This window comes from Fischerella sp. PCC 9605, assembly GCF_000517105.1.
Lineage (GTDB): Bacteria > Cyanobacteriota > Cyanobacteriia > Cyanobacteriales > Nostocaceae > PCC9605.
The window spans coordinates 1-24,696 of record NZ_KI912154.1; the positions used below are offsets into that span (position 1 = coordinate 1).

Here is a 24,696-nt window from a genome sequence, read left to right on the forward strand (position 1 = left end):
AACCCCATCTCTGTCAGCAATCAAACAACCTCTGTAACCACACAAGTCCAGCAAGGGATACCAATCTGAGCAATTACGTGACAGGCGAGTAACATCATAAGAGAGGATAATCCCTACTAATCCTAAAGTTACCTGGGCTAACAGTTCTTTAAAGCCTGGTCGCTGTTCTGCGCTGGCGGCGGTAATACCTAGATCAGTGTCAATTACCTCAATGTTATTATCCGACCAGCCCAGTTCTATAGCTCGCTGACGCAGAGCGTATTGCAGACGCAAACTCTCCTGATTGCTGATTAATTGATGTGGGGTAGACTGACGAATGTAGATTATCGCTTTGCGGTTCAGGTGTTGGAGTGTTACTAGCTCTGAGGTACTCATAAATTACCTCCTGGAAGACGGTTTGTAGTTCGTCTGTGATTACTTCTTGGAGTGCTGGGGTGAGGCGTTCCCAGATCTCACGGGGTGGGATTGACATAAAACCTCACATTGTTTGGCTAACGTGACTAACTCAGTCACACTCTCTAATGTGAGCTTAGTACGTAAATACTGTTTTGGGAGAGCTAATTGGGTTGCTGATAAAGGAATGCGTAAGCGCATATGACCTCGATAGGCTACTACCGCATGACCCTCACCACTTGGCGGGGTTGATATGGATATCACTGCAAACCTTCGCCCAAATAGTGGGTGCATCACATCAGTTACTTCTATGTCAGTTAAGTTTGCTGATGGGTTCTTGAGATGGGCATTAAGTAATGGTTTCGTTTGGTATCACAACAACTGCATCAATCTCAAATCACACGCTGCTCCTTCATGAGCAAAATCAATTGCTAATTGCCGTCCCAATCCTTGTGATACCCCTGTGATTAAGGCATACTTTCCTTGTAATCTGTTCATATCTGCAAACCTTCATTATGAAAGTTGTTGGTTATATCCTTTTTGAGCTAATTGCCGAGAAGTTTCAAATCCTAAACCGCGATTTGCACCTGTGACTACTGCAATTTTTTGTGTTGTGCTCATGATGTTTTTATATGAATAAATTGTTAGATTTGGGGTGCGTTAGCGACAAAGTAACGCACCCTACAATTTATTTGAGAGCGTAGTCTGGTTTATATTCTACTAGCTCTATTTCATTGCCGTCGGGATCGTTGATGTAAATTCTGTATTTGGTTTCTGGTGCTGACATTATGTAATATTCAATTTTTTCATCATCAAGCAAATCTTTCATGGCTTCGCCATCTTTAATCACAAAACCGACGTGATTTATACCGATATTTTCATAGGCGATATGCACATGTTCTTGCTCAGGCTCATCATTAAGAGCAAGATAAAATTGGTTATCACCTAAATGCATCCAGCGTCTGCCATTGTATACGCCTTCTGCGCGTACGTACCAATTAGGAAACAAGGTTTGATAAAACTCTTTGCTGATATCTATATTTTCGCAAGAAAGGTTAATGTGTTCAAAGCGAATAAAGTTCATGTTTCGCTCCTTTTGAATTATTAGTCATTGGTCATTATTCATTAGTCATTGGTCATAGGTAAAGACAAACGACAAGTAATTAATTACCCTAAGGCAACATCCAAAAACATCATGATTACAAAGCCTAACATCACACCGATAGTTCCTTCTTTTTCTAATCCTTTGCGATGAGATTCGGGAATGATTTCATCACTAATTACAAACAACATTGCTCCGGCTGCAAATGCCATCGCCCAAGGCAAGATAAAATTGGCAATGCTTACCACTCCTGCACCAATTAAACCGCCAATTGGTTCGACTAAACCCGTAAGTAGAGAAACCCACAAAGCATAACCTGCTGAATATTGCTCGGTTACTAAAGATAATGCCACTACTAAACCTTCTGGAATATTTTGCAAGCCAATACCCAACGCTACGGGAATTCCATCTGTAATATTGTTGTTGCCAAAATTCACTCCTACTGCCAATCCTTCAGGGAAGTTGTGAATAGTAATTGCGGCAATAAATAGCCATATTCGCTTTAAATTACTGCCACGGCTATTTTCTTTACCCTTGAAAAAGTGTTCGTGAGGTAAAAATTTATGCACTAGTTGCAAAAACACTCCGCCTAGCAGTATGCCAACAACAATAATCAAAGCTGCACTAGGTTTCGATGCTCCTTGAGAAATAGCTGCTTCGGTTCCCGGTACAATTAACGAGAACGATGTCGCTGCTAACATCACTCCCCCACCAAACCCCAGCATTATTCCTTGCACTCGCTGCGTGAAATTGATTGGTAACAAAATCGGTAAAGCACCAACTACTGTGGCAAGTCCCGCACATAAACTGGCGATCGCACCGATAACAAGGCTTTCCATATCTGGGGTTCTTTATCCAACTTTATACATAAATCATAATCGTTATGAGTTTAACTTGCAACTATTCTCAAAAAAATCGCAGGCAAAAAACCTGCCTGCGACGTAAATATTTGTAAATGGCTAAAGAGAGTAATTTTTCTATTTTCAGTTCTTTGGTTACTGAGGCTTGCTAGTAATCCTGTTATTGTAACCACAGTAATCAAAGACTAAGCCATGAGAGTACACCCACGCCAAATCTATAATCTGCTGCTAAAGTCAAGCCATACGAATCTATTAGTACGAGAGATTATCATCGGGCTAACCTGGACATTGTGCCAAGCAGATGGGATTGGGTTGTGTATGAGTCCTAATCAACCAACGCGCACCTTACCCTGGTCAGGAACACTTGTGAATATGGCTTTAGCAGATTTAGCACCCTGGCTACAATCGTGGGATAGCTATCAAGCTACTGTTGGCATGGCAGCGATTAATGCTGCGATCAATCCATCTTCGCCACTTGTTTGGAAAGCAAAGCCGCTTTCACCTAAAGGTTCGGCGAATCTTGCTGTTTTTGAGCATTTTCTACCGTTGATTCGGGGGAAACGAGTAGTGGTAATTGGGCGCTATCCTGGGCTATCTGAGTATGAACAAGAAATAGACTTAACGGTACTCGAACGTCAACCGAATACCCAGGACTTACCCGATACCGCTTGTGAGTATCTTTTACCCGAAGCAGATTGGGTGTTTCTTACGGCAACCTCTATTGTAAATAAGACATTTCCGCGTTTGGTTGACTTATCGCAAAATGCGAAATTAGTATTGATGGGACCGACTGTACCTTGGTTGCCAGATTTAGCGGATATGGGGATCGATTATTTAGCAGGTGTTGCTGTCACCCATCCAGAGGCATTACGTCAGACAATAGCCGAGGGTGGAGGCATCAGAATTTTTGACACAGGGGTGCAATATCGGCTTCTAGAACTTTGACACTCTCCTGGAAAACAGCCGAGGGGATTTTAGTTCATCCTAGTTACTTGCTCTAACAGGTTTTCACCAATTAGAGTAGAGGCTGCCAGTCCTCTAACGTTACTTTGGGATTGCCCATCCCTAGCTTTTACAAGATTGAGAATATTTATTGTGATACGTCTGTTAGTGGGATGCAATGACCAACTTTCAAGGGTTTTCAGCCTGCCCTCTTTATAAAGCGATCATTGGTAACAGTCTACTTCCCATTACCTATTATCAGCCTTCTTTAGTGAACTACTGACGAGGAAGTTTTTTGTCCTGAGGCAAGTAATCAGGGCAATTTATTGCTTCTTGACTGAGAACTTTGGTAGGGTGTATTGCACATTGGAGGTATCGGTTATTTTTAAAATACTGACATTTTCCGCAGGGAATTTGATGATTGTGCTTAATAGTAAAGATGCGATTAAGTATAGCTTTACTCAAGTTAGAACGTAGTAGAGCTATAACCAAAACTGTAAAGCCAAGGTAAGCTGACACAATACCTATGACTGCGATACTGGATTGATGAGCCGATGCTGCATTAGAAGGTGCCTGATTCAAAGGCTGCTCGATAATGGTTTCTTGCTGCTGCATTTTGCTTCAAAAATTTACTAAATCTGTTCCCTGTATATAATTGCTAACCTGCTATCAATGGCCTGCAAAAATAGTTTCGCTAGTTGCATCTGAGGAATACATCCCTCTTGCAGCTAGCTTAGGAAAAATTTATTTAGTTTGTATAAATTGTGGCAAAACAAAACTGTTAAGCCAAGACTAATTAGCTATGAAGGTAGTTATTTGTTAGTTGTTAGTTGTTAGTTGTTTGGAACAAGAACCCACCAACCATCAACTACCAACTACCAGCAATCAACAAAAGGTTTATTTGTGCCGGCCTATTTAGATAAAAGACAAGCAAGATCGAAAAAAAACAGAGCTACTATAGATTAAGTAACTCTTTAGCTGTTACCAGTTAATCTATCTGTAGGTATGTTTTTTACCTAAAGAAAGGTATGCTGAAGTCAGAGGAAATACAACTAGTTTTGCATAATTTCAACTGCGCCGATTTACTAGGGTTGTGCTGGCTTGATCTACTGGCATCAGGATTACTTCATTGATATTTACATGTGCTGCTCGAGTGACACAGAAAAACACTACATCAGCCACATCATCTGCGGTAAGAGGAGTGAGTCCTTGGTAAACCTTGTCGGCACGTTCTGTATCACCGTGAAAGCGCACCTCGCTAAATTCCGTTTCTACCATACCAGGGTCAACAGAAGTCACTCTGATAGACGTTCCTAACAAATCTTGTTTTAAACCTTCAGAAATGGATTTAACCGCTGCTTTCGTACCACAGTAAACGTTACCTCCAGGATAGGTTTGATGTCCGGCGATTGAACCAATATTGACCACATGACCGCGATCGCGATTCACCATACCAGGAACAACATAACGGGTGAGGTAGAGTAAACCCTTGATATTGGTATCAATCATTTCTTCCCAGTCTTGGAAACTGGCTTCGTGAAGTTTATCTAAACCCCGACTTAAACCTGCATTGTTGATGAGAATATCAATGTCAGACCAAGAGGGAGGCAGGTGAGAAATAGCTGATTCTACGGCAGAGCGATCGCGCACATCTAACTGTAACAAATGAATCTGACCAGACGCGCCATGTAGAGACGCGCCATGGCGCGTCTCTACAAGACTGTCTGCCAACTCTTGCAAACGTTCTTGACGCCGCGCTGCCAAAATTAATTTCGCACCAGCACCAGCAAATATTTTGGCACAAGCAGCACCGATACCACTGCTTGCACCAGTAATAAAAACGATTTGATTTTGTACAGAAAGCATTGTTAGTTATTTGTCATTGGTGAGCCAGCGCGCTCCAAAGGGGGTCTCCCCCATGTAGACGCGCGCAGCGCGGCTTCGGTGCAGGGTACGACTGGCGTAGACGCCCGCAGGGCGGTGAGCAGCGTGCAGAAAGGGGGTTCCCCCCATGAGCGACTGCGTAGACGCCCGTTAGGGCGGCTTCTCGCAGAGTAGGGCTTCTCGCAGAGTACCCGTAAGGGTCATTGGTCATTGGTCATTTGTCATTGTTTTTACTAATGACAAATGACAAAGGACAAAGGACTAATAATTACTATTTCACTACTTGCATCCGCTGTGTGATCATTGTCATGCCATCTCCCCGCATGATGACCGCAGAAATCCAATGACTACCAGGCATAGAGGGTGCGCTTCCAACTTTAAATATTCCGCCAGATGAGAGTAATTCCAAATCCACGGGTGTAGGGCCGAGATATTTGTTTGGTTTAATTGGTTCTTCCAAAGCTGCTCCTAAAAGATATTCATCACCAAGAGGTTCTAGGAGGATCGCGTCAAAATTATACTTTTGACCAACTTTTACCTGTTGTGGTAATTTAAAATCAACTTGAGGTGGCTTGCTACCAGAGGTAATTTGGGTGCGTTCCGACAAAATGTCTTGGCGGACGATTTTTCCACCTGAAATTTGCTGACGCGATCTAATCGTGGCTGACATAGCCAAGTTTTCACTGTTAGAAGAAGGTAGACCACTAATTTTAGTGACTGTGTCAGCAATAGTGACATTACCTCGCGATTGCCAAGATTGCAATTGTGTGGTGTATTTCAATTGCGGATATCGCTTCCAAAGTGCAATTAAAGCTTGTTCCATAGTTTGGCGATTTAATCCATCGCCGTGCGTGAAGTTGGGACTGTAGAACTGCATCACCCCTTTCACATCACCTTGGTTTGCTGCTGCATCAATTTGCGCTAATAAGTTGGTTAGTTCAGCAGGTGCTTTTGGGGATGTAGTGCTTTGGACGAGTTTCTCGGCTTGTACCAAGTTCCCTGGTGTACTGGCTTGAGCGCATTTCCAACCAGTTGTAAAACCAATGGTAAGCATGAACAAAAGTACCCAACGGCTGGATGGAAAGCGGGATTGGCGTTTAAATAGAAAGGCGATTAATTTACGCATTGTTTAGTAAGTTGGTAATTTGACTACATAAGATTTCCCGGCTTTGAGGGTAAAACCCTACAGAAGCAAAACCGTTGCAGATGAATTTCCGAAACACTTTACAACAAAGTAGGGAAATTGTTTTATCTTAGTGAAGCTGAACGCTGACATGGTCGTGATTAAATGGTAAACGCACCGATAAGATTATTAATAGCTGCAAGTGGAACTGGCGGACATTTGTTTCCAGCGATCGCCTTAGCACAGGAATTACCTGATTATCAAATCGAATGGTTGGGAGTTCCCGACCGACTAGAAACTCAGCTTGTCCCCCAACAGTATAAATTGAATACTATTTCTGTTGAAGGGTTTCAAAAGGGTTTTGGTATCTCATCGCTACTGACTTTAGGTAAACTTATTGGTTCGGTTCTGCAAGTCAGAAAACTGTTACAAACAGGCAAATTTCAGGGAGTATTTACTACTGGAGGCTATATTGCCGGGCCTGCAGTAATTGCGGCGCGATCGCTGGGTATACCTGTAATTCTCCACGAAGCAAATGCCTTACCAGGGAAAGTCACGCGCTTTTTCGGCCCTTGGTGTAGTGCAGTGGCGCTGGGATTTGAAGTTGCTGCTAAATATTTACCGCGTGCTAAAACTATCTATACAAGTACGCCAGTGCGATCGCAATTTTTAGAACCAGGAATAGAAGCATCGCTGGATTTACCCATTCCTGAAAACGTTCCTTTAATCGTCGTTTTTGGTGGTAGTCAAGGCGCGGTGGCGATTAATAAATTGGTGCGCCAGTGTGCGACAGCTTGGTTTGATGCTGGTGCGTGGGTTGTGCATTTAACAGGAGATAACGATCCAGAAGCTGATAGCCTCAAGCATCCGCAGTATATTTGTTTGCCCTTTTATAACAACATGGCGGCGTTGCTGCGACGAGCAAATTTAGCCATTAGTCGTTCCGGCGCGGGTAGTTTAACAGAATTGGCGGTGTGTGGCATACCTGCAATTTTAATTCCCTATCCCTTTGCAGCCGAAGACCATCAAACTTACAATGCACAAGTGTTTACCTCAGTCGATGCGGCGTTAATGTTTAAACAGTCAGAGTTAACAGCCGAGAAGTTGCAAACAGAGGTTTTGCGCTTGTTGCAGTCACCACAAGAGTTACAGGCGATGGGAGAAAAAGTAAAAGCGATCGCACTAGCTGATAGTGCCCAGAAGTTGGCACAATTGGTGCGTGAGGTAGTGGAGAGGTAGAAAAACGAAAACAAATGTCTGAAAAACCTGTAAGTCCTTGGCAATTTAAACCTTGGTGGTGTCAGCCGTGGTCTATCCTACTCACAGGAGTAACGCTAATTGGTAGTAGCTGGTTAATATTTAAGACTGTTTGGTTAACAGTTCTGATCTCGATTCCTGTACTTGTATGGATGGGCTTTTTCTTATTAATTTGGCCGCAACTGATAATTCGCAGTGGTATTTTAGATTCCTATCAGTTGCCAACAGATGAAAGTTAATTGTTGGTAGTTGGTAGTTGGTAGTTGATGGTTTATTTTTCCAAACAACAAACAACAAACAACAAACAACGAATTACTGTAAGCGTGTCATTTCAAACAACTGCTGAGCATTCTTCCCTAAGAAAGCATCAAACAAAACTTGCTTACCCGGTTCTTCTTCAACCATGTAGCGCTGGGCAATTTCGTAATAAGCATATGTCCACGGAATTTGAATTTCTGTATCAGTGGTATCTTCTAACACTGTGACAATCTCTGTAACTGCTTGCGTCGCTGTTTGTCGCAAACCACAGGCGACATCCCCTTCAATCTCTGCTTTCATCGGTACACCCAGCTGAGCTAAACTACGAGCAGTAATATCAATATCTGGATATTCTGTTGTGTTTTGACGGTTGATGTAGCCTGTGAAGTGGTTGACGGCGTAACCGTGCAGCAGTACCCAAGCGCCATACTGAGTGGCTTTATTAACTTTTTCCACTACAGAAATATGAGGTGGTTCCCAAGGACGAGTAAAAATTTTCTTGAGTTCCTTGGCAAGGCGTTGAGTATCATGTTTAAAAGTATCCATTATTGCTGAGAAATTCAGCAAATTTACGCCACCTACAGTTTCGTGGATGAGTTGGATAATTTCTTTCGGCAATTCATCCACAATCAATTCACTAATAAATAACTTAGGCAAGTCAAATTCTTCTTGTTGGGGATGGCGATAATGACGGGCGTAAACATGGGTTTCATTAAAAGTATATTCTCCTGCCGCCTCGTAACCAAGAGCCTCAGCAAGTTTTCCTAGATACTCAATCCCCAGGTTAACCTTACCTTGTGGGCTATCCACGGTCATACGTAGAGATCGAAAAGCAATATGATCGTTGGCAACAGTTCCACCCGCATTAGTTATCATTTGTGCGTAGGTACGGGCGTAACTTACCCTGGTGCTGTATTCTTGCCAAAGTAATTCCCAAAGATAATTAGCAAGTAAGCGCTTCATAGGGGCATCCCAATTTCTTTATAAACAGTAGCGCAATATTTATGTGTTATGAGAATCTCGATGACAAATTCTGCCCCTTTCCCTGGTGTGGAATCACAGTATAATTTCCCACCATGTTTTTTAGTAATAATTTGGTAACTGATAGATAATCCCAAGCCAGTGCCTTTGCCCACAGGTTTTGTAGTGAAAAAGGGGTCGAATAGTTTCGCTTGCGCTTTCTCACTTATCCCCGGGCCATTGTCGGCAATGCCGATTAACACGAAATTATCTTGAATTTTGGTGCGGATGCGAATCTGCGGGGTTGTCATTAGTCCTTTGTCATTAGTTCTTTGTTCAGAGTTGTGTACCAATGACAAATGACGATTGACAAATGACTCTTCCAAAGCATCGATCGCATTTGTCAGCAAATTCATAAATACCTGATTGAGTTGACCTGGATAGCATTCAACTAAGGGCAATTGACCGTAGTCTTTGACAATTTCAATAGCTGGGCGTTTACCTACTGCCTTTAAACGATTTTGTAAAATCATCAAGGTACTCTCGATGCCTTCGTGGATGTCCACTTTTTTGAATTCTGCTTCATCTAGGCGCGAGAAATTTCGTAGCGACAGCACTATTTCCCGAATGCGTTCCGTTCCAACTTGCATGGATGTGAGTAGTTTTGTCAGGTCTTCGGTGAGAAAATGAAGCTCACTCGCCTCAATTTCTTTTTGGATTTCTTCGGAAGGATTAGGATAGTGCTGCTGATAAAGTTGCAGTAGTCGCAGTAAATTTTGAGTATATTCATTAATGTAACTGAGGTTGCCATAAATAAAGCTGACGGGGTTATTAATTTCATGTGCTACTCCTGCAACCAGTTGACCAAGGCTAGACATTTTCTCGCTTTGAATCAGCTGTGCTTGAGTATTTTGTAGTTCTTGCAAGGTTTGTTGAAGATATTCATTTTTCAACTTTTGCTGTTGTAATAGTTCCTTAACTCGTTGGATCAGCTGGTTCAAAGAAGATGCTAATATCCCCAGTTCATCATTTGTTGTGACGGAGGTTTGCAGGTCAAAATTATCTTCCAAGGTAGCTTGCTGGGCTACCTTGGTTGTGGCTTCTAACGGAAGGGTAATTACACGACTGGTGGAGGTGGCTAAGATTGCGGCGATCGCCACTGAAAACAGCATACTTCCCACAATCATCAGCAAGAAAATCACATATGAATTTCTGGAAGCATCTTCTGCTTTCCTGTATTCCTCATAGGAAATTTTGACTAAATCAGCTAGTTCATCAGAAATACCATCAAATTTGACGGCTATAGGGCTATTTGTGAAATCCAAGAGTAATTTTCTAGCTTTCTCGATTTCCTCTGGCGACTTGAGTTTGGATAAATTAATCTGTTGTACTAGCTTGTGTAGTTGTTGGGCGTATTCCTCCGCAACATCTATATTGGTTTGTAAAAAACGGGGAACAATTTTAGTATTTACTTCGTCTGCGTCCGAGTCTATAAAATCCTTAAGTTCAGACCAGTTGTGCTTGATGGTAGCCATATGCCCAAGCACATAGGTATATTCCTGCTGAAACTTTTCTGGCTGTGCGATGAGAGGAATGAGCTTTTGTTGGTGCGTGCGTGACTGAAGAACACTAATTTGCAGGCGATTGAGCAGTTCTATCATTTCCTGGGAATGATCTTCTTGCTCCCAAGCATTGTGTTGTAGGCGTTCAGCAACGAAAATTCCAGTACTCGTGCCAACAACGGCAATACCTAGCGCCACTATATACCCAAAGCTAATCTTTTGACCAACTTTGAGATTGTTCAGCCACTGACTAAACCTATTTTTGCAAAGCTTCGAGCTATTTGATACAGGCTCTGAAGAGTGTTTGTTCTTAATATTATCTGAATGATGTGATGAGGATGAGTAATCTGGTGGCATCCTAAAGAACCTGAATTGAGTTCTGACGACTTCAACATTAGGATGCCCAATTATTTTGTAATAGTTACTACAGTAAATTAGCAATCCAGATTACTTAACACAACCTTAATAATATTTAAGGCAATTTGAATTTGGTCACTATCAATAACTAACGGTGGACAAAAGCGAATTGCTGCTTTTCCACAACCAAGCAACAATAAACCATGCAAGAAAGCCTCTTGAAGAATGCGATCGCGCAATTTAGGATCGTAATTACCTTCATCATCAAATAAATCTATCGCCACCATCAAACCTTTACCACGCGGTAGCGAAACTCTGGGAAACTGCTCATGCAAGCGCACCAAACCAGCTTGCAATAATTCCCCCATTTTGGCAGCGTTTGTCATCAAACCGCTTTCTAGTAGTTGCAGAGTCGCAAGCCCAGCAGCACAAGCAACGGGATTGCCGCCGAAGGTGGTAGCATGGGAACCAGGCGGCCAGGTCATGATTTCCGGTCGTGCGAGAATTGCTCCTAGAGGTAAACCACTAGCAATTCCTTTGGCAGTAGTAATAATATCGGGCATGACATCCCAATGTTCAATTGCAAACATCCGACCGGTACGCCCCATTCCAGATTGCACTTCATCCACCACCATGAGGATGCCATAGCGATCGCATATTTGGCGAATGCGTTGTAAAAACCCATCCTCTGGCACAATATAACCACCTTCGCCTTGAATTGGCTCAACTACAATTGCTGCTACCTCTTGTGGTGTTAGCATCGCCGGAAATAGCTGTTTTTCTAGGTAATCGAGACTGGCGTGAGTGCCATAAGGAATATGTGTCACCCCCGGAAGCAAAGGGCCAAAATTTGCTCTTTGCACTGCTTTGGAACCAGTTAGAGACATTGCTCCATATGTGCGTCCGTGGAATGCTCCCAAAAAGGCAATAATTAGGGAACGTCCGGTATAGTATCTCGCCAGTTTGATTGCACCTTCATTAGATTCCGCACCTGAATTGGTAAAAAATACTCTGGCATTACGGGGTAAAGGAGCACGAGAAGCTAACTTTTCCGCCAATTCCACCATTGGTTCATAGTAAAAATCAGTACCCGACATGTGCAGTAACTTGGCAGCTTGCTCTTGCACAGCCTGCACAACTTCCGGATGAGCGTGTCCTGTGGCAGTAACAGCAATTCCCGCCGTCATATCTAAAAAGACATTGCCGTCTACATCTTCCACCATACAGCCCTCACCACGAGCCACAACTAAGGGATAGTCACGGGTATAGGAAGGGGAAGTGACAGCGCGATCGCGTTCGACAATGTCTCTAGCACGCGGCCCTGGTAAAGAAGTAATTAAACGTGGCGATCGTGGTAAATGCCTGTTAATAGAGATACTTAACATAATTTGTTTAGAATTTTTTCAAGTTAATTTATGATTAAACGTGTAAGTACTGTCACTTGCAGTAACATGTGATTCTTTTTGCAGTGCATTGGAGCAACAACAGGCATCCACCTGTTCCTACCCTGCGCCCCTTAGGCAAGCTTTGTGTCTTTGTGTCTTTGTGGTGAAAAAAGAATTTATTGAAACACTAAGACACTAAGACACAAAGAGGCTCTTTTGTATCGCAACCAAGCTAACTATCCATTATTCACGATTGTCAATTTGCGCTCGTTGCAAACTTCCCGAAAAGTCTACATACACAGTCTTCCATTCGGTGAAAATATCTAAAGCGGTAGTACCTGCTTCTCGGTGTCCGTTACCAGTATGTTTGACACCGCCAAAGGGTAAATGCACCTCTGCTCCGATAGTGGGGCCATTTATATAGGTGATTCCCGCTTCAAGATCGCGCATAGCAACAAAAGCACGGTTGATATCGCGAGTATATATTGATGAAGAAAGACCATAGTTTGTATCGTTGAGGACAGATATTGCTTCGTCAAAACTACTAACCTCAATTAATGCTACCACTGGCCCAAATATTTCTTCTTGGGCGACCCGCATTTGGGGTATTACCCGATCGAGAATAGTCGGTTGAAAGAAGTAACCGTGTTGTAGTTCTCCCTCGCTAGCTATTTCCCCACCCATTAATACTATTGCTCCTTCCTCACGAGCAATATCTAAATACTTGCTTACCCGTTGCAGTTGCCTTTCGTTAATTATTGGCCCGACATCAGTATTAGGATCAGTACCAACACCCAAGCGTAACTTACTGGTACGCTCTTTAAACATAGCGGTAAATTTTTCTTTGATATCCCGATGCAGGATCAGGCGACTAGTAGCAGTGCATCGTTGTCCGGTTGTGCCGAATGCTCCCCAGACTGCGCCATCAAGGGCAAGTTCTAAGTCTGCATCTTCCATGACTATTTGAGCATTTTTACCGCCCATTTCCAGACATACGCGCTTGTGAGTACGTCCGCAGGTAGCGCCAACTTCTGCACCTGTTTCGGAAGAACCCGTAAACGAAACTAAGTCCACGCCAGCATGTGCAACTAAGGCTTTCCCGACTTCTTCACCCACACCATGCACCAAGTTAATTACCCCTGGTGGTAAACCTGCTTCGGCAAAAATTTCTACTAGTTTTGTTGCACAGGCGGGGGTATCTTCAGCTGGTTTGAGAATGATGGTATTGCCGCACACCAAAGCTGGCATAGCTTTCCAGCAGGGAATAGCAATTGGAAAGTTCCACGGAGTAATGAGGGCGCAGACACCGATGGGCATTCGTACCGTCATCGCGAATTTGTTGGGCATTTCTGACGGTGTAGTTTGCCCAAATAACCGCCGCCCTTCCGCAGCACTATAAAAGGCACAGTCAATACCTTCTTGCACATCTCCCCGTGCTTCTGTCAGGGGTTTACCCATTTCTCGACTCATTAACTGTGCAAGTTCTTCTTTGTATTTGCTCAATAGTTCGCCGACTTTAAAAATATATTCTGCTCTGGCTGGGGCGGGTACAAGTCGCCAGCTGCGGTAAGCTTGGCGGGCTGCGGCTACTGCTGTGTCCACATCAACCGATGCGGAACGCGGGAAGGTAGCAACAACTTCATGCTTGTTGGCAGGGTTGCGGCTTTCTAAGGTAGCTCCCGAAGCAGCACTCAACCATTGACCATCGATGTAATTGCGACAAGTGAGCGGAGTGGTCATAATTGAGTCCTCCGGCTAATATACTGAAACTTTTGTACTAATTGTACCAATTTTGGTTTGTTTTCTGGGCTGCCGTCAATTGACAACTCAAAAATTTGTTGCTCATTCCGAAAATATAGTTATCCTGCTTGTAAGTTTTGTCCACTCAGCGGATCAATCGCCCCGTGATTTTTTTGTCGGTGAAATGTTCGGAAACCAAGACATTATTTATTGTATTTATAAGATAGACTACTTGATTTTGGAGAGCATTTATGCATTACGTCCATCCATTTCAACTTGAACTTCATAGGCTAGAAAATCTGATTGTGCATGTTCAGCACGTCAATAATAAGGAGGTCAATAAAATACCTGATTTTGTCGCCAGCGATCCTCTAAGTGAACAAGGAAATGATGAAGTTACTACTCAAGCTGTCGGGGAAGAAGGTGGTGATGACAAAGTTACTACCTATGCAGTAGGTGAAGAAGGCGGTGATGACAAAGTTACTACCTATGCAGTGGGTGAAGAAGGCGGTGATGACAAAGTTACTACCTATGCAGTAGGTGAAGAGGGAGGTGGCAAAGTCACTACCTACGCTGTCGGGGAAGAAGGTGGCGATCCAATCACTACTCAAGCTGTCGGTGAAGAGGCTGGTTTTTAACCAAGCGGAAACAATGTGGTGAGTGTTAATCAAGATGGTTCGATTAATGATAGCCGTCACCCTAAAAGGACGTGAGTTCGATGAACTAAAAAACCGCAGGAGGCAGAACAGGTAAGTCTTTCGAGTAGATGTCAAGTGAGGGTTTGTAATCCCCGCTCATTTTAGTCGTGTCAAGCCATTACTGAATTTTTACCCCACTTGACTAATCCTTTAAATACTTTATGTGAGTACGCCCTGGCTCGATGACAAACTTCAATAGGAGTTGAATCTATAAAGTGCTTCACGCTTACAGAATCTAAATTTAAACCAAAAATTTGAACAGTGCTGATGCATCGCAGTGGCAAACAAACCTTCTGTTCTCTGCTTTACTGAAGGATTTAAAAAAATAAATTTATAACATTAACTATAAGAAAAATTACTTAAAATACCTCGCCGCAAAAATTTCAAAAGCAAGCATCAATTGAGGTTTAAATTCTGATGAAAAAACTCAAAAAACACAAAAAAGTCAAGGAGTTAGACCCCCTGACCAGAATTTAACCAAGTTCTACAACACACAACCACACATAACTAGTGAGGTCTACTACTATGTTAAATAAGTTATATGCTTTAGTCTATAGTTACTGCATTAATTGTTACTTTTCCTAGAAGAAGGGCGATGGTGCATTGCACGGATAGCGATCGCTTTTGGGGCGGCGATGCATCATGATCTAGATGGTGTCTATATTTAATTTCAAATTCCATGCCACAGTTATATCCTGGAGAAGTTTTCGCCAACACTACTGATTTTGATATCGGTATTCGCCAACTTTTGCCTCGCTATGATGAAATGCTGGAGGTAATTGTTCGTTGTGTACCTTCTAAAAGTCATCGCATCTTAGAACTAGGCTGCGGTACGGGTGAACTTAGTCTCAAAATACTCAACTATTGCCCAAATACCCAAGTGATAGCTTTAGATTATTCACCGCGAATGCTGCAATTCGCCCAAGACAAGATTGCTCAAGCTAATTATCAAACACGCTGGACTGGCATTGAAGCAGATTTTGGCGAGTGGGCTAACAATCCAGAAAAATTTGGTATTAGTGAGAAATTCGATGCTTGCGTATCATCTTTAGCAATTCACCATCTCAACGATGAAATGAAGTTGAAGCTATTTCAGCAAATTCGTAAAACTTTGCATCAAGACGGTTGTTTTTGGAATGCAGACCCCATCAAGCCAGAATCACCAGCTTTAGCAGAAATTTACCAGGCAATGCGAGAGGAATGGGCAACTCAACAGGGAACTACCTTAACAGAAATTCGTAATAAAGTTGGCACAAGCACAAATTACGGATACTCTAGTCAAGATCAACTAGCTACCTTAGAAGCCCATTTCAAAATGCTATCTCAAGCAGGATTTGAGACAGTAGCAGTACCTTGGAAATATTACGGCTTAGCAGTTTTTGGTGGTTGGGTATCTAAGTAAGGCAGGGAATAGGGAACTCTTAACTCTTAACAGGGAACATTTTTGATCAAACTCTTGCTAGGGTATGCATATGGCATTTTTAACGGAATCACTACCCAACTACATCAACGGCCAGTGGTGTGCATCAACTGCTACAGAATACATAGACGTCTTCAACCCAGCTACAACAGAAATATTGGCGAAAGTCCCTCTCTCACCTACATCTGAGGTTAATCAAGCTGCCGAAGCTGCTGCTGAAGCTTTTGTGACATGGCGACGTACCCCACCGACTGAACGAGTACAGTATTTATTTAAACTCAAGAACCTATTAGAAGAACATTTTGAGGATTTAGCCCGCACAATTACCCTTGAATGTGGAAAGACTTTAGCTGAGTCGAAAGGTGAGATGCACCGTGCAATTGAAAATGTTGAGGTTGCTTGCGGTATTCCCATGATGATGCAAGGAACAAATCTGGAAGATATTGCACAGGGGATTGATGAAATCATGATTCGCCAACCACTAGGGGTATGTGCAGTAATTGGCCCGTTCAATTTTCCGGGAATGATTCCATTCTGGTTTATGCCTTATGCCCTTGCTTGCGGTAATACCTACATTGTTAAACCATCAGAAAAAGTGCCGTTGACGATGCAGAAAATCTTCCAGTTACTAGAAAAAACTGGGCTACCCAAAGGTGTAGTAAATTTAGTTAACGGGGCGAAAGCAGCTGTAGACGCAATTCTAGATCACCCTAAAATTCGAGCAATTAGCTTTGTCGGTTCTACACCAGTAGCTAAGTATATTTACAGTCGGGCAGCAGCAAATGGAAAACGCGTACAATGCCAAGGCGGCGCGAAAAATCCAATTATTGTTTTACCTGATGCAGATATAGAAATGACTAGGCGCATTGCTGCTGATAGCGCTTTTGGTTGTGCTGGGCAACGTTGCTTAGCAGCTTCAATCGCCGTCACAGTCGGAGAAGCACGGCACACGTTTACAGAAGCGATCGCCGAAACTGCCAAAAAGCGGATCGTAGGTAATGGTTTAGACCAAGGTGTAGAGATGGGCCCGGTAATTACTGCCGAAAGCAAGGCGCGGATTGAAGCTTTAATTCAAAAAGGGACAGAGGGCGGTGCAACGCTGTTGGTAGATGGACGACAACCAAAAATTCCTGGTTACGAACAAGGCTATTTTGTCCGTCCAACCATTTTGCAAAATGTCGATCCAACAAGTGAAATTGCTAAGACAGAAATCTTTGGGCCAGTACTCAGCTTGATTCATGTGAATAGTATTGATGATGCGATCGCGATCGTCAACAGCGGTCAATACGGCAACATGGCTTGTTTGTTCACCACCAGTGGTGCGGCGGCGCGGAAATTCCGCTATGAAGCAGAAGCTGGTAACATTGGTATCAACATCGGAGTCGCTGCACCGATGGCATTCTTCCCCTTTAGCGGTTGGAAAGAAAGCTTTTTTGGTGACTTGCACGGTCAAGGCAACCACGCAGTCGAGTTTTTTACTCAAACCAAAGTTGTGGTAGAACGCTGGCCAAGTGAGTGGTCGCGTCAATTTTGAGTATTGCGCCAATAGGCCGAACCATCGCGCTTTCTGTCGATGAGTCCATTTTCAAATAATTCTCGTCTTAACAGGGCAGGATCGCCAAAGGTGTGATACTGATTGAGCAGTGTGTTAACTTCTTTCTCAGTGTAAGTTACTCCCGATTCAAACTTCGAGGCTAGATACTCTAAAACCAACTTTTGAAATTTACCCTTATTCCGCTTAGAGGGCCATTCTTTCACGCGCCCTTGTTCATCTAGATAACTTTTGAGTTCAGCTTGATAGTCCATTCTTTGTGTCTTAGTGTCTTGGTGGTTCAAAAATATTTTTTCACCACTAAGGCACTAAGACACCAAGTAAATTTTTTGATTTACACTCTACTAGCGGTTCTCAGGCACTTAGGCAGGGTAAAATTCGTCACTATTCGCAGCAGACAAATCTGGTTGAGGAGAAGAATGTGAAGATCGCAGTTATTACCAAAACTATAATTACATCTTTCGGTTTGTTAATTTTACTTGCTCCACAACGCACCCATGCTCAACTAGTACCACAACCTTGGGTCTCAGTGGGTGGAAAAGATGGCGATGTTACCTATTCTGTGGGTGCAAGGGCTTTGAATTGGGGTGCTGAGTTAGGATTTGGCCCTGATAGTGCTACGGGATTCGATCTACTCAAATTTTTAAGTTTGCCAGTCGTTTCGCCTTACTTAGGATTAGGTTACTATTCGGAAGATAAAGGTCTTGCTGTTTCTGGCGGGGTTCAGGTAGGTGCTGGCGATAATCTTTTTTTAGGCGTTGGTTACAACTCGGTTCGCGGAATCAATGGACAATTGGGAATCAAATTCTAACAATTTAGACCTGTCGCTTGATAACCTTTTCTTAACCTTATGATTTCATTCATTTTTTTGACTGAGCGGCATACTATAACTTATTTCCTGACATAAAGTTATAAAATAATACTAAGTAGTTTTAATTGAGGTAAATCAGGCTAACCTAATATTGACCTAGTGTTAAATTGTCTACTATATTTACCTACGAAGAGTTACCATCTTTTTGATGGTTTATTTTATATCCACGTCAGGTTAGACCAGGATAAATACAAAGTCCTCGCAAGCTATGCCTAAATCGCAATTATTGGGAAATTGTTGAAGGACAAGCCATAGAAGCTCAAAAATTTCGTTTTTACAGTCTATTGCATGGGAGGTATATTTCTCTCGCTATTTATCACCAACACTATAAATATCGAACTAACTATACAAACACTCTTGATGATTTAGTGAATTAATAACTATAGAACAATGATTAATCTTTTAGCAGTAGGAGGTAGTCTATATCTATAGAATTTATAGCATTAAAAATAAATGCTAAGTAATAATGCTTTTCTATATCACAAAGCCATAATCCTCTAAGTTATTTAACACTCTTTTGACTGAATTAGGTGTAGTATAATCGATTATATGGAAGTGATGGAGTAAGCAAGATTCCACGGTTATTCAGCTAGTCAAAAGCTTCCTTGCTTTGCAAAATATCCCTTTCAAAGGGAAAAGCAATCCACAAAACACCCATATTTACTTTTTCGGGTTTTAATGGATTTTTTACAGAATTATAGCTAATTTTTTATGGTACTAAACACTAAAATTTGGATAAGCGAACTCTGCAATGAGTTTTTGCTGATTTTCTCATCATTATCCAAACTTATATGCAGTTAAGTAGTAGGATCGGCATGTGTTGAACCTCCAGACCTCCAGGTGAGGATAAGGGACAAGGTTAAAGGGAAGAGGGATTTTATTCACAAAGCCTTTTTTCCAACTTATGCAAGAAGTTCATTGGAATGAGCTATAGCGTTGATGACACTGAAGGTTCTTGAAGTTATTTATTTAGCAGGCAACTCTGTATGGAGCAAGGCTTAAGGTTACTACTTCAACTGGTACTAGAATTTGCGCCTGTAATTGCAAGTTTAGTGCACAAAAGTAATGATGCACGTCCCGATGCAAATAAAAACGAGTATCCCAGCAAAATTCAAGAATTCCTCCAAACTGTAAACACTGCCAGTCAAAAAATTAGTTATTTGGGAGGATTTGACCAAGAAAAAATAGAAGAACAGCAGTTAGCAGTTTATTACCATCAGACGCAATTACAAATAGCAACCCAAGAACAAGAGACAGCGTTGAAGGTTTCAGAGGTAAATAAACTTTTTGATAGCTGGCCTTTGCGCTTATATCCTTCGCAAATCTTAGAATCAGATACTACTCGTGAACGCAAACCTCTAAAAATTTTCTTAGCTCCACCGAAAGTAGTATTTGATAAATTCGACGCTCAACAAGAAGAAGCTGTAACTGATGTAGAGTTAATGTTAGCTGAAGGATTGCGAGATTTCCTCGGTAAACATTACTCTTTACAAAGTCCGGTTAGACCGACAGAGTTTTTAGCTGGAGCTTGGGATAGTAAGCGTTTTCACAGTGAATCTAGTATCAAGGCTCTGTTTGGAATGTTGAAAACAGAGCCTATTTTGATTCTAGAGTCAGAAGCTGATGGAGACTATCTAAATTTCCGTATTGGTTATTGGGGACTAGGGCAAGAGCATTATTACTATAAAACAATCTCTCAGCTACCTTATCGAGAAATTGTTGAACAGTCGGCAAAAAACCGTGCCTTGGAATGGAGAACTATTAGAGATGAACTCGTTGCCCTAGGAGAAAATCTAGAAGAAATTAATGATATCGGCAGAGATAATGCGATCAATTTGGCAACCTTGGAGAAAGAAGAAAAATGGAAAGCCAAGGGTGTTGATATTAGTAAATTATCCTTACGATACCAAATCAATCGTCAGGACTTAGAACAACTTTGTCAGGTTTTAATTACCTGTCACTGTTTAGTCGCTGGCTGGATAGCAGATGTTTATCACTTGGTTCATTATGATGTACCTCCCCTGCTACCAGATTTGCTGCCGAGTTTGCTGAAGAGTTCTATTGATTTGCGATCGCTAGAAGCAATTGCCTCAGGATACAAACAAGTCTACCAAGCTCTAGAGGCAGAACATCGTTATTGGATTCCTGAATTGGCTTTGCAGTTAGGCCAGAGTTTATCCCATCTTAGCGATCGCTCTTTGGCTGAAGAACAAGTAAAATATTCAATTCACACATGGCTAGAACTGCATAAAGTACCGCAAGTACAAGCAAGCAACCCACTGGAGGTGATGCGAACAGCTGCAACAACAGAAGACGCAGAATATTTCCAAAAGTTAAAAGAATATTTTGCGGCAGTTGGCGATCGCCAGGGTATCAGCGAAGTTGAGGAAATTTTGGATGCGATCGCCAACTTCAAACACGCACGCCAAGGAGAAAATGTTTATCTTAACCACACCCTCACCGGACATGCAGGCAAAATTACATCTGTGGCTATTAGTCCGGATGGAGAGGTTTTAGTCAGCGGATGTGCAGACAAAACTATTAAAGTATGGAATTTGAAGACTGGTAAAGCAATCCGCACCCTCAAAGATAATTTAGGAGAAGTTTCATCGGTTGCTGTTAGTCCCGATGGCAATTTCCTTGCCGTTGGCAGTTGCGAACATCCTAAAAGTAATGTCAAAGTCTGGCATCTTGCCACTGGCAAATTACTGCACACGCTATTGGGACATCAAAAACCAGTTAACTGTGTAGTCATCAGTCCAGATGGTATGATTCTCGCCAGTGGCAGCAGTAAAATCAAAATCTGGAATCTGCACAAAGGCGATCGCATTTGCACCCTTTGGCATTCTTCTGTAGTTCACGCTGCTGCTATCAGTCCTGATAGTACAATTCTTGCCAGTGCTAGCAGTGACAAAAAAATTAGGTTGTGGAACCCACGCACGGGAGAACCATTACGCACTCTCAACGGACATACGGGTGAAGTGTACTCGGTTGTCATCAGTCCAGATGGACAAATTCTGTTTAGCGGTAGTGCTGACAAAACCATTAAAGCTTGGGAACTCGAAAGTGGAAAAATGCTGCATACCTTCACTGGCCATGCAGGTGAAGTGAAATCAGTTACCATTAGTCCGGATGGGCAAACTCTGTTTAGCGGTAGTGCCGATAAAACCATTAAGATTTGGTGTTTGCACACTGGGGAATTGCTGCAAACTCTGACAGGACACTCAGGGGCAGTGAATGCTATTGCTGCTAGTCCTGATGGTCAGTTTATCGCTAGTGGTAGTTCCGATAAAACAATTAAAATCTGGCAGATAGTTTGATATCATGTCCGCGTCACGTTAAAGGTGTGCATCACACCACAATTATTCATTGGGTCAAACAATTGGGAAAGAAACTTTCAGATGCTAACAATTCACTCAACCTTTGTAAAGCAGGCGATAAATCGTCGGGTGAAATATAAATATCAAGGATGCTAAAAGTGTCACTTTCTCGCGCCAGTTGCAAAGCTGTATGAAGTTGTTTACCCGTCTTGACAACTAAACCACGACCGCCTAATAATTCTGCAAATCGGGCATAGTCCAAGCTGGGAATACGGACAAAATCTGCTTGTTGGTGTCCCATCACCCGCAACGTATTAAAAGTATCATTGTGAATGACGATCGCAATGAGTTTCAGTCCTAAGCGTTTTGCCGTGAGTAACTCCATGCCCGTCATTTGGAAAGCCCCGTCACCAACTAATGCGATCGCCCGCCGCAAAGGATCGGCTAATTGAGCACCAATCGCACCCGGAACGCCAAACCCTATGCTGGCGCAGAAGGCAGAAGACAAAAACGATGTACCTGCTTGTGTTTGGATGTCATCCGCTGCCAACAGCACATCTCCAACATCTGCAATCAGCAGCGTGTTGCTGTCAATAAACTGATTGAGTTCATACAGCAATCTGCTCATAGAAATCTTACCCTCACAGGGAGCTACACGCGGTTGCATTGGTGTAATGGTGGATGTATGCCAATGGGGCAAATCCGGACTGGTAGACAAAGCGGTGATGAAATCCTCAAACCGCACATTCTGGTATTCGTGATGCTTGATCGCAATGCGTTCTGAGGTAACATAGACTCTACGACCCGGATCTAAGTGAGCGGTAAACATGCCCAGGTTAAAGTCTGTCGTTAACCCACCCAGCATCAGCAGACAATCTGATTCTTCGACAGTATTCCGCACGTAAGGATCGCCCGCTTCACCGTTGTAGATACCGATGTATTGCGGATGTGATTCTGGGAAAGCAGATTTTCCTAAGAGGGTGGAACTGACTGGCACGCCTAATTTTTCTGCCAGTGTTATTACTTGCTGTTGCAATCCAAGGCGGTGTACTTCGACACAGTTAACAATTACGGGTGACTTAGCTCGATGCAGCATTTCTAGAGTTTCCGCCAGAGCTTCCGCTAGAGTATCTGCATCTGTGCGTTTGATTGGTGGTGGGTGGTGTTCTGCCTCCTCAATTTCTGCATAAACCATATCGCGAGGGATTTCTAGGTACACCGGACGCTTGAAAGTCATTGCGTAGTCTAGGGCACGGCGAATTTTGACATCGGCAGTTTTGGGGTTAGTGAGCGTTGTAGCGTAGAGAGTCACTTCTTCGTAAACACGTCGCTGTGTATCAAATGTTTTCATCTTATGATGTAGCAAGTCATGCTGCTGTCGTTCCCCTAAACCTGGTGCGCCGCTTAAGATCACCAATGGAGACTTTTCTGCATATGCACCTGCGATCGCGTTTACCATGTTCAACCCACCGACGCCATAGGTTACAACTGCTAAACCCAAGCCACGAATGCGAGAGTAAGCATCAGCGGCAAAACCAACGCTGGGTTCGTGAGTCATGACAACGGGTTGAATTTTGCTGGCTGCAAGGGCATCAAAGAGCGTTAAGGCAAAATCACCAGGTATGCCAAAGCCATGACGTACACCCTGCTGGTATAAAATTTCAAAAATATGCGGTGCTAGTTGAGGCATGTTTAGTTTCCTCCCCAAAGGGGATTTGTGATTGAGCGGCAAGTTGACTCGCTCAACTAAGGGTAAAAAATTAGATGTCAAAAAATACGAGCTTGTTGATTACCAAGAGTCAGCGCTGCGGCTTTCACTAACAAGGTTTAACTTGGAACTAAGCTCTCATATTTATATAGTGAACTAATTAAGACAGGATGTGTGGATTTTGAGACAAAATATAACAGCCAGAGGCGTTGCTGAATCAAGGTATGAATTGTCATTCTGAGCGGAACTTTGTGGAGCGAAGAATCTCGATAGATGCTTCGTTTCGCATTGCTACACTCAGCATGACAACATCAAATTCATACTTCAAATCAGCAACGCCCAGCCAGAGACTCTCCCACTGGAATGATGCAAGACTCCCATGCACCGAGGCGCACAGCAAAGAATGAAAATCTCTCTTCCCCGATCCCCAATCCCCAATCCCTACTTTAGAAAATTGGTATAAACTATGCAGGCAACTATTGAGCAACTCTCACAAGTGATTGTGTTTGCGGGTTTAGAACCAACAGACAAGATAAGTCTGCAACCTCACACTCAAGTGCGACGCTACAAGCAAGGAGAGATTATTTTACATGAGGGCGATCGCCTGCCTACTAAGTTATATGCTGTAGTCAGTGGCACAATTCAAGTCACCAAAACAGCAAACACAGGTAAAGAAACGATTCTTCGCACACTTGATCATGGGGAAATTTTCGCCGCACCAGCACTCTTGGGAAATGGCATTTCTCCCGCCACAGTCACTGCTGAAACTGATTGCGACATTCTCACAGTAGAGCGAGATGCTTTGCTCAAAGCAATTGGGCAGAATCCCGATATAGCCTTGCGGATGCTGATGGTTTTGAACAATCGACTTCAGCAATTACATGAAACAGTCCACGGATTAGTTTCTGAAAGAGCGATTGTGAGGCTGGCGAGGTTAATTCAATATTGTGCTGCGGAATCCGGTACAGAATCTAGCCAACAAGGCCAGACTTTAAAAGCTAAACTGTCATATTATCGCATCGCTCGTAGTATCGGCATTACCTACGAAGAATGCGTGCGTTTAGTTAAAAGTTTGAAGACAGTCATTGCTTACAGTCGGGGTGGCAAGATTACGATACTTGATGCTGAGAAATTGGATGCGATCGCATCTGGAGATACAGAGGCTGGAGTCCTTGCCTAACCAAATGTTGCGGTGTGTATTCCTTTGGGTGCAATTTCAATCAAAGAGAAGTTGATTTTCTGCTACTGCATACTGCGGTTGAATATATAGTTAGCGAGCAAGTAGCAATCAGGTATATTTAGCT

24 protein-coding genes and 1 pseudogene are annotated in these 24,696 nt (G+C 42.8%); 9 read left to right on the forward strand and 16 right to left on the reverse strand.

Annotated features, from left to right (window positions below; all coding sequences use genetic code 11):
* From FIS9605_RS39500 to FIS9605_RS0134085, 6 genes and pseudogenes are all read right to left on the reverse strand, one after another.
* The coding region (locus FIS9605_RS39500; RefSeq protein ID WP_035140770.1) for a recombinase family protein at nucleotides 1–375 on the reverse strand (375 nt) is incomplete at its 3' end.
* Between the two features lie 39 nt (nucleotides 376–414).
* Nucleotides 415–657, reverse strand: a complete 243-nt coding sequence (locus tag FIS9605_RS46885) for a hypothetical protein (RefSeq protein WP_442854701.1) — start codon at nucleotides 655–657, stop codon at nucleotides 415–417.
* A 108-nt stretch (nucleotides 658–765) separates the two neighbouring features.
* The gene (locus FIS9605_RS46380; RefSeq protein ID WP_269321130.1) at nucleotides 766–891 is read right to left on the reverse strand and encodes a hypothetical protein; all 126 of its coding nucleotides are present in this window, start codon (nucleotides 889–891) and stop codon (nucleotides 766–768) included.
* 33 nt (nucleotides 892–924) lie between these two features.
* A pseudogene (locus tag FIS9605_RS43645) lies at nucleotides 925–1,014 on the reverse strand (short-chain dehydrogenase); the annotation flags it as partial.
* A gap of 67 nt (nucleotides 1,015–1,081) precedes the next feature.
* Complete coding sequence (locus FIS9605_RS0134080) at nucleotides 1,082–1,477, reverse strand: VOC family protein (protein ID WP_026736465.1); 396 nt, start codon at nucleotides 1,475–1,477, stop codon at nucleotides 1,082–1,084.
* 83 nt (nucleotides 1,478–1,560) lie between these two features.
* Nucleotides 1,561–2,334, reverse strand: coding sequence for a ZIP family metal transporter (locus FIS9605_RS0134085; RefSeq protein ID WP_026736466.1), 774 nt, complete (start codon nucleotides 2,332–2,334; stop codon nucleotides 1,561–1,563).
* A gap of 213 nt (nucleotides 2,335–2,547) precedes the next feature.
* On the opposite strand from FIS9605_RS0134085, the gene FIS9605_RS0134090 reads away from it, so the two are divergent.
* A complete protein-coding gene (locus FIS9605_RS0134090; RefSeq protein ID WP_026736467.1) occupies nucleotides 2,548–3,300 on the forward strand; it encodes a DUF364 domain-containing protein in 753 nt (250 codons plus the stop codon).
* A gap of 273 nt (nucleotides 3,301–3,573) precedes the next feature.
* On the opposite strand, the gene FIS9605_RS0134095 is transcribed toward FIS9605_RS0134090, so the two are convergent.
* The 3 genes from FIS9605_RS0134095 to FIS9605_RS0134105 all read right to left on the reverse strand — a co-directional run bounded on the left by FIS9605_RS0134095 (nucleotide 3,574) and on the right by FIS9605_RS0134105 (nucleotide 6,307).
* Nucleotides 3,574–3,912, reverse strand: coding sequence for a hypothetical protein (locus FIS9605_RS0134095; RefSeq protein WP_026736468.1), 339 nt, complete (start codon nucleotides 3,910–3,912; stop codon nucleotides 3,574–3,576).
* A gap of 453 nt (nucleotides 3,913–4,365) precedes the next feature.
* A complete protein-coding gene (locus FIS9605_RS0134100; protein WP_026736469.1) occupies nucleotides 4,366–5,163 on the reverse strand; it encodes an SDR family oxidoreductase in 798 nt (265 codons plus the stop codon).
* Between the two features lie 289 nt (nucleotides 5,164–5,452).
* The gene (locus FIS9605_RS0134105; RefSeq protein ID WP_026736470.1) at nucleotides 5,453–6,307 is read right to left on the reverse strand and encodes a hypothetical protein; all 855 of its coding nucleotides are present in this window, start codon (nucleotides 6,305–6,307) and stop codon (nucleotides 5,453–5,455) included.
* Between the two features lie 162 nt (nucleotides 6,308–6,469).
* Between FIS9605_RS0134105 and murG the strand changes: the two genes are divergently transcribed.
* Both murG and FIS9605_RS0134115 read left to right on the forward strand, forming a co-directional pair.
* A complete protein-coding gene (gene murG / locus FIS9605_RS0134110; protein ID WP_026736471.1) occupies nucleotides 6,470–7,543 on the forward strand; it encodes an undecaprenyldiphospho-muramoylpentapeptide beta-N-acetylglucosaminyltransferase in 1,074 nt (357 codons plus the stop codon).
* A 14-nt stretch (nucleotides 7,544–7,557) separates the two neighbouring features.
* Entirely contained in the window at nucleotides 7,558–7,800 is a 243-nt protein-coding gene (locus tag FIS9605_RS0134115; RefSeq protein WP_026736472.1) for a DUF6737 family protein, read from the forward strand.
* A 73-nt stretch (nucleotides 7,801–7,873) separates the two neighbouring features.
* Here FIS9605_RS0134115 and FIS9605_RS0134120 read toward each other — a convergent pair whose 3' ends face one another.
* The 4 genes from FIS9605_RS0134120 to FIS9605_RS0134135 all read right to left on the reverse strand — a co-directional run bounded on the left by FIS9605_RS0134120 (nucleotide 7,874) and on the right by FIS9605_RS0134135 (nucleotide 13,823).
* The gene (locus tag FIS9605_RS0134120; RefSeq protein WP_026736473.1) at nucleotides 7,874–8,782 is read right to left on the reverse strand and encodes a DUF1338 domain-containing protein; all 909 of its coding nucleotides are present in this window, start codon (nucleotides 8,780–8,782) and stop codon (nucleotides 7,874–7,876) included.
* The gene (locus tag FIS9605_RS39505) at nucleotides 8,779–10,698 is read right to left on the reverse strand and encodes a sensor histidine kinase (RefSeq protein ID WP_082209951.1); all 1,920 of its coding nucleotides are present in this window, start codon (nucleotides 10,696–10,698) and stop codon (nucleotides 8,779–8,781) included. Before FIS9605_RS39505 ends, FIS9605_RS0134120 begins: the two co-directional genes overlap by 4 nt.
* A gap of 77 nt (nucleotides 10,699–10,775) precedes the next feature.
* Complete coding sequence (locus FIS9605_RS0134130; protein WP_026736474.1) at nucleotides 10,776–12,083, reverse strand: acetyl ornithine aminotransferase family protein; 1,308 nt, start codon at nucleotides 12,081–12,083, stop codon at nucleotides 10,776–10,778.
* A gap of 243 nt (nucleotides 12,084–12,326) precedes the next feature.
* Nucleotides 12,327–13,823, reverse strand: a complete 1,497-nt coding sequence (locus FIS9605_RS0134135) for an aldehyde dehydrogenase family protein (protein WP_026736475.1) — start codon at nucleotides 13,821–13,823, stop codon at nucleotides 12,327–12,329.
* A 251-nt stretch (nucleotides 13,824–14,074) separates the two neighbouring features.
* Here FIS9605_RS0134135 and FIS9605_RS0134140 point away from each other — a divergent pair, with 251 nt between their 5' ends.
* On the forward strand, nucleotides 14,075–14,461 hold the full coding sequence (locus FIS9605_RS0134140) for a hypothetical protein (protein ID WP_026736476.1): 387 nt from the start codon (nucleotides 14,075–14,077) through the stop codon (nucleotides 14,459–14,461).
* Between the two features lie 170 nt (nucleotides 14,462–14,631).
* Here the strand turns inward: FIS9605_RS0134140 and FIS9605_RS41620 are convergent, their stop codons facing one another.
* Nucleotides 14,632–14,745 carry a transposase gene (locus tag FIS9605_RS41620; protein WP_442854759.1) on the reverse strand — a complete coding sequence of 38 codons (114 nt, stop codon included), beginning with the start codon at nucleotides 14,743–14,745 and terminating at the stop codon, nucleotides 14,632–14,634.
* Nucleotides 14,746–15,200: 455 nt separating this feature from the next.
* On the opposite strand from FIS9605_RS41620, the gene FIS9605_RS0134145 reads away from it, so the two are divergent.
* Both FIS9605_RS0134145 and FIS9605_RS0134150 read left to right on the forward strand, forming a co-directional pair.
* Nucleotides 15,201–15,923 (forward strand): class I SAM-dependent methyltransferase, encoded by a 723-nt coding sequence (locus FIS9605_RS0134145; protein WP_026736477.1) that lies wholly within the window; start codon nucleotides 15,201–15,203, stop codon nucleotides 15,921–15,923.
* A 70-nt stretch (nucleotides 15,924–15,993) separates the two neighbouring features.
* Nucleotides 15,994–17,475, forward strand: coding sequence for a CoA-acylating methylmalonate-semialdehyde dehydrogenase (locus FIS9605_RS0134150; RefSeq protein ID WP_026736478.1), 1,482 nt, complete (start codon nucleotides 15,994–15,996; stop codon nucleotides 17,473–17,475).
* Here the strand turns inward: FIS9605_RS0134150 and FIS9605_RS0134155 are convergent.
* Nucleotides 17,466–17,747, reverse strand: a complete 282-nt coding sequence (locus FIS9605_RS0134155) for a DUF2087 domain-containing protein (RefSeq protein ID WP_026736479.1) — start codon at nucleotides 17,745–17,747, stop codon at nucleotides 17,466–17,468. The genes FIS9605_RS0134150 and FIS9605_RS0134155 overlap by 10 nt on opposite strands.
* 167 nt (nucleotides 17,748–17,914) lie before the next feature.
* Here FIS9605_RS0134155 and FIS9605_RS0134160 point away from each other — a divergent pair, with 167 nt between their 5' ends.
* Together FIS9605_RS0134160 and FIS9605_RS0134165 are read left to right on the forward strand one after the other, a co-directional pair.
* Nucleotides 17,915–18,304, forward strand: a complete 390-nt coding sequence (locus FIS9605_RS0134160) for a hypothetical protein (protein ID WP_026736480.1) — start codon at nucleotides 17,915–17,917, stop codon at nucleotides 18,302–18,304.
* 1,046 nt (nucleotides 18,305–19,350) lie between these two features.
* The gene (locus FIS9605_RS0134165; RefSeq protein ID WP_026736481.1) at nucleotides 19,351–21,684 is read left to right on the forward strand and encodes a WD40 repeat domain-containing protein; all 2,334 of its coding nucleotides are present in this window, start codon (nucleotides 19,351–19,353) and stop codon (nucleotides 21,682–21,684) included.
* 46 nt (nucleotides 21,685–21,730) lie between these two features.
* Here the strand turns inward: FIS9605_RS0134165 and FIS9605_RS39510 are convergent, their stop codons facing one another.
* A complete protein-coding gene (locus tag FIS9605_RS39510) occupies nucleotides 21,731–23,374 on the reverse strand; it encodes an alpha-keto acid decarboxylase family protein (protein ID WP_051470293.1) in 1,644 nt (547 codons plus the stop codon).
* A 484-nt stretch (nucleotides 23,375–23,858) separates the two neighbouring features.
* On the opposite strand from FIS9605_RS39510, the gene FIS9605_RS0134175 reads away from it, so the two are divergent.
* Entirely contained in the window at nucleotides 23,859–24,572 is a 714-nt protein-coding gene (locus FIS9605_RS0134175) for a Crp/Fnr family transcriptional regulator (RefSeq protein ID WP_026736482.1), read from the forward strand.
* The last annotated feature ends 124 nt before the right edge of the window (nucleotides 24,573–24,696 follow it).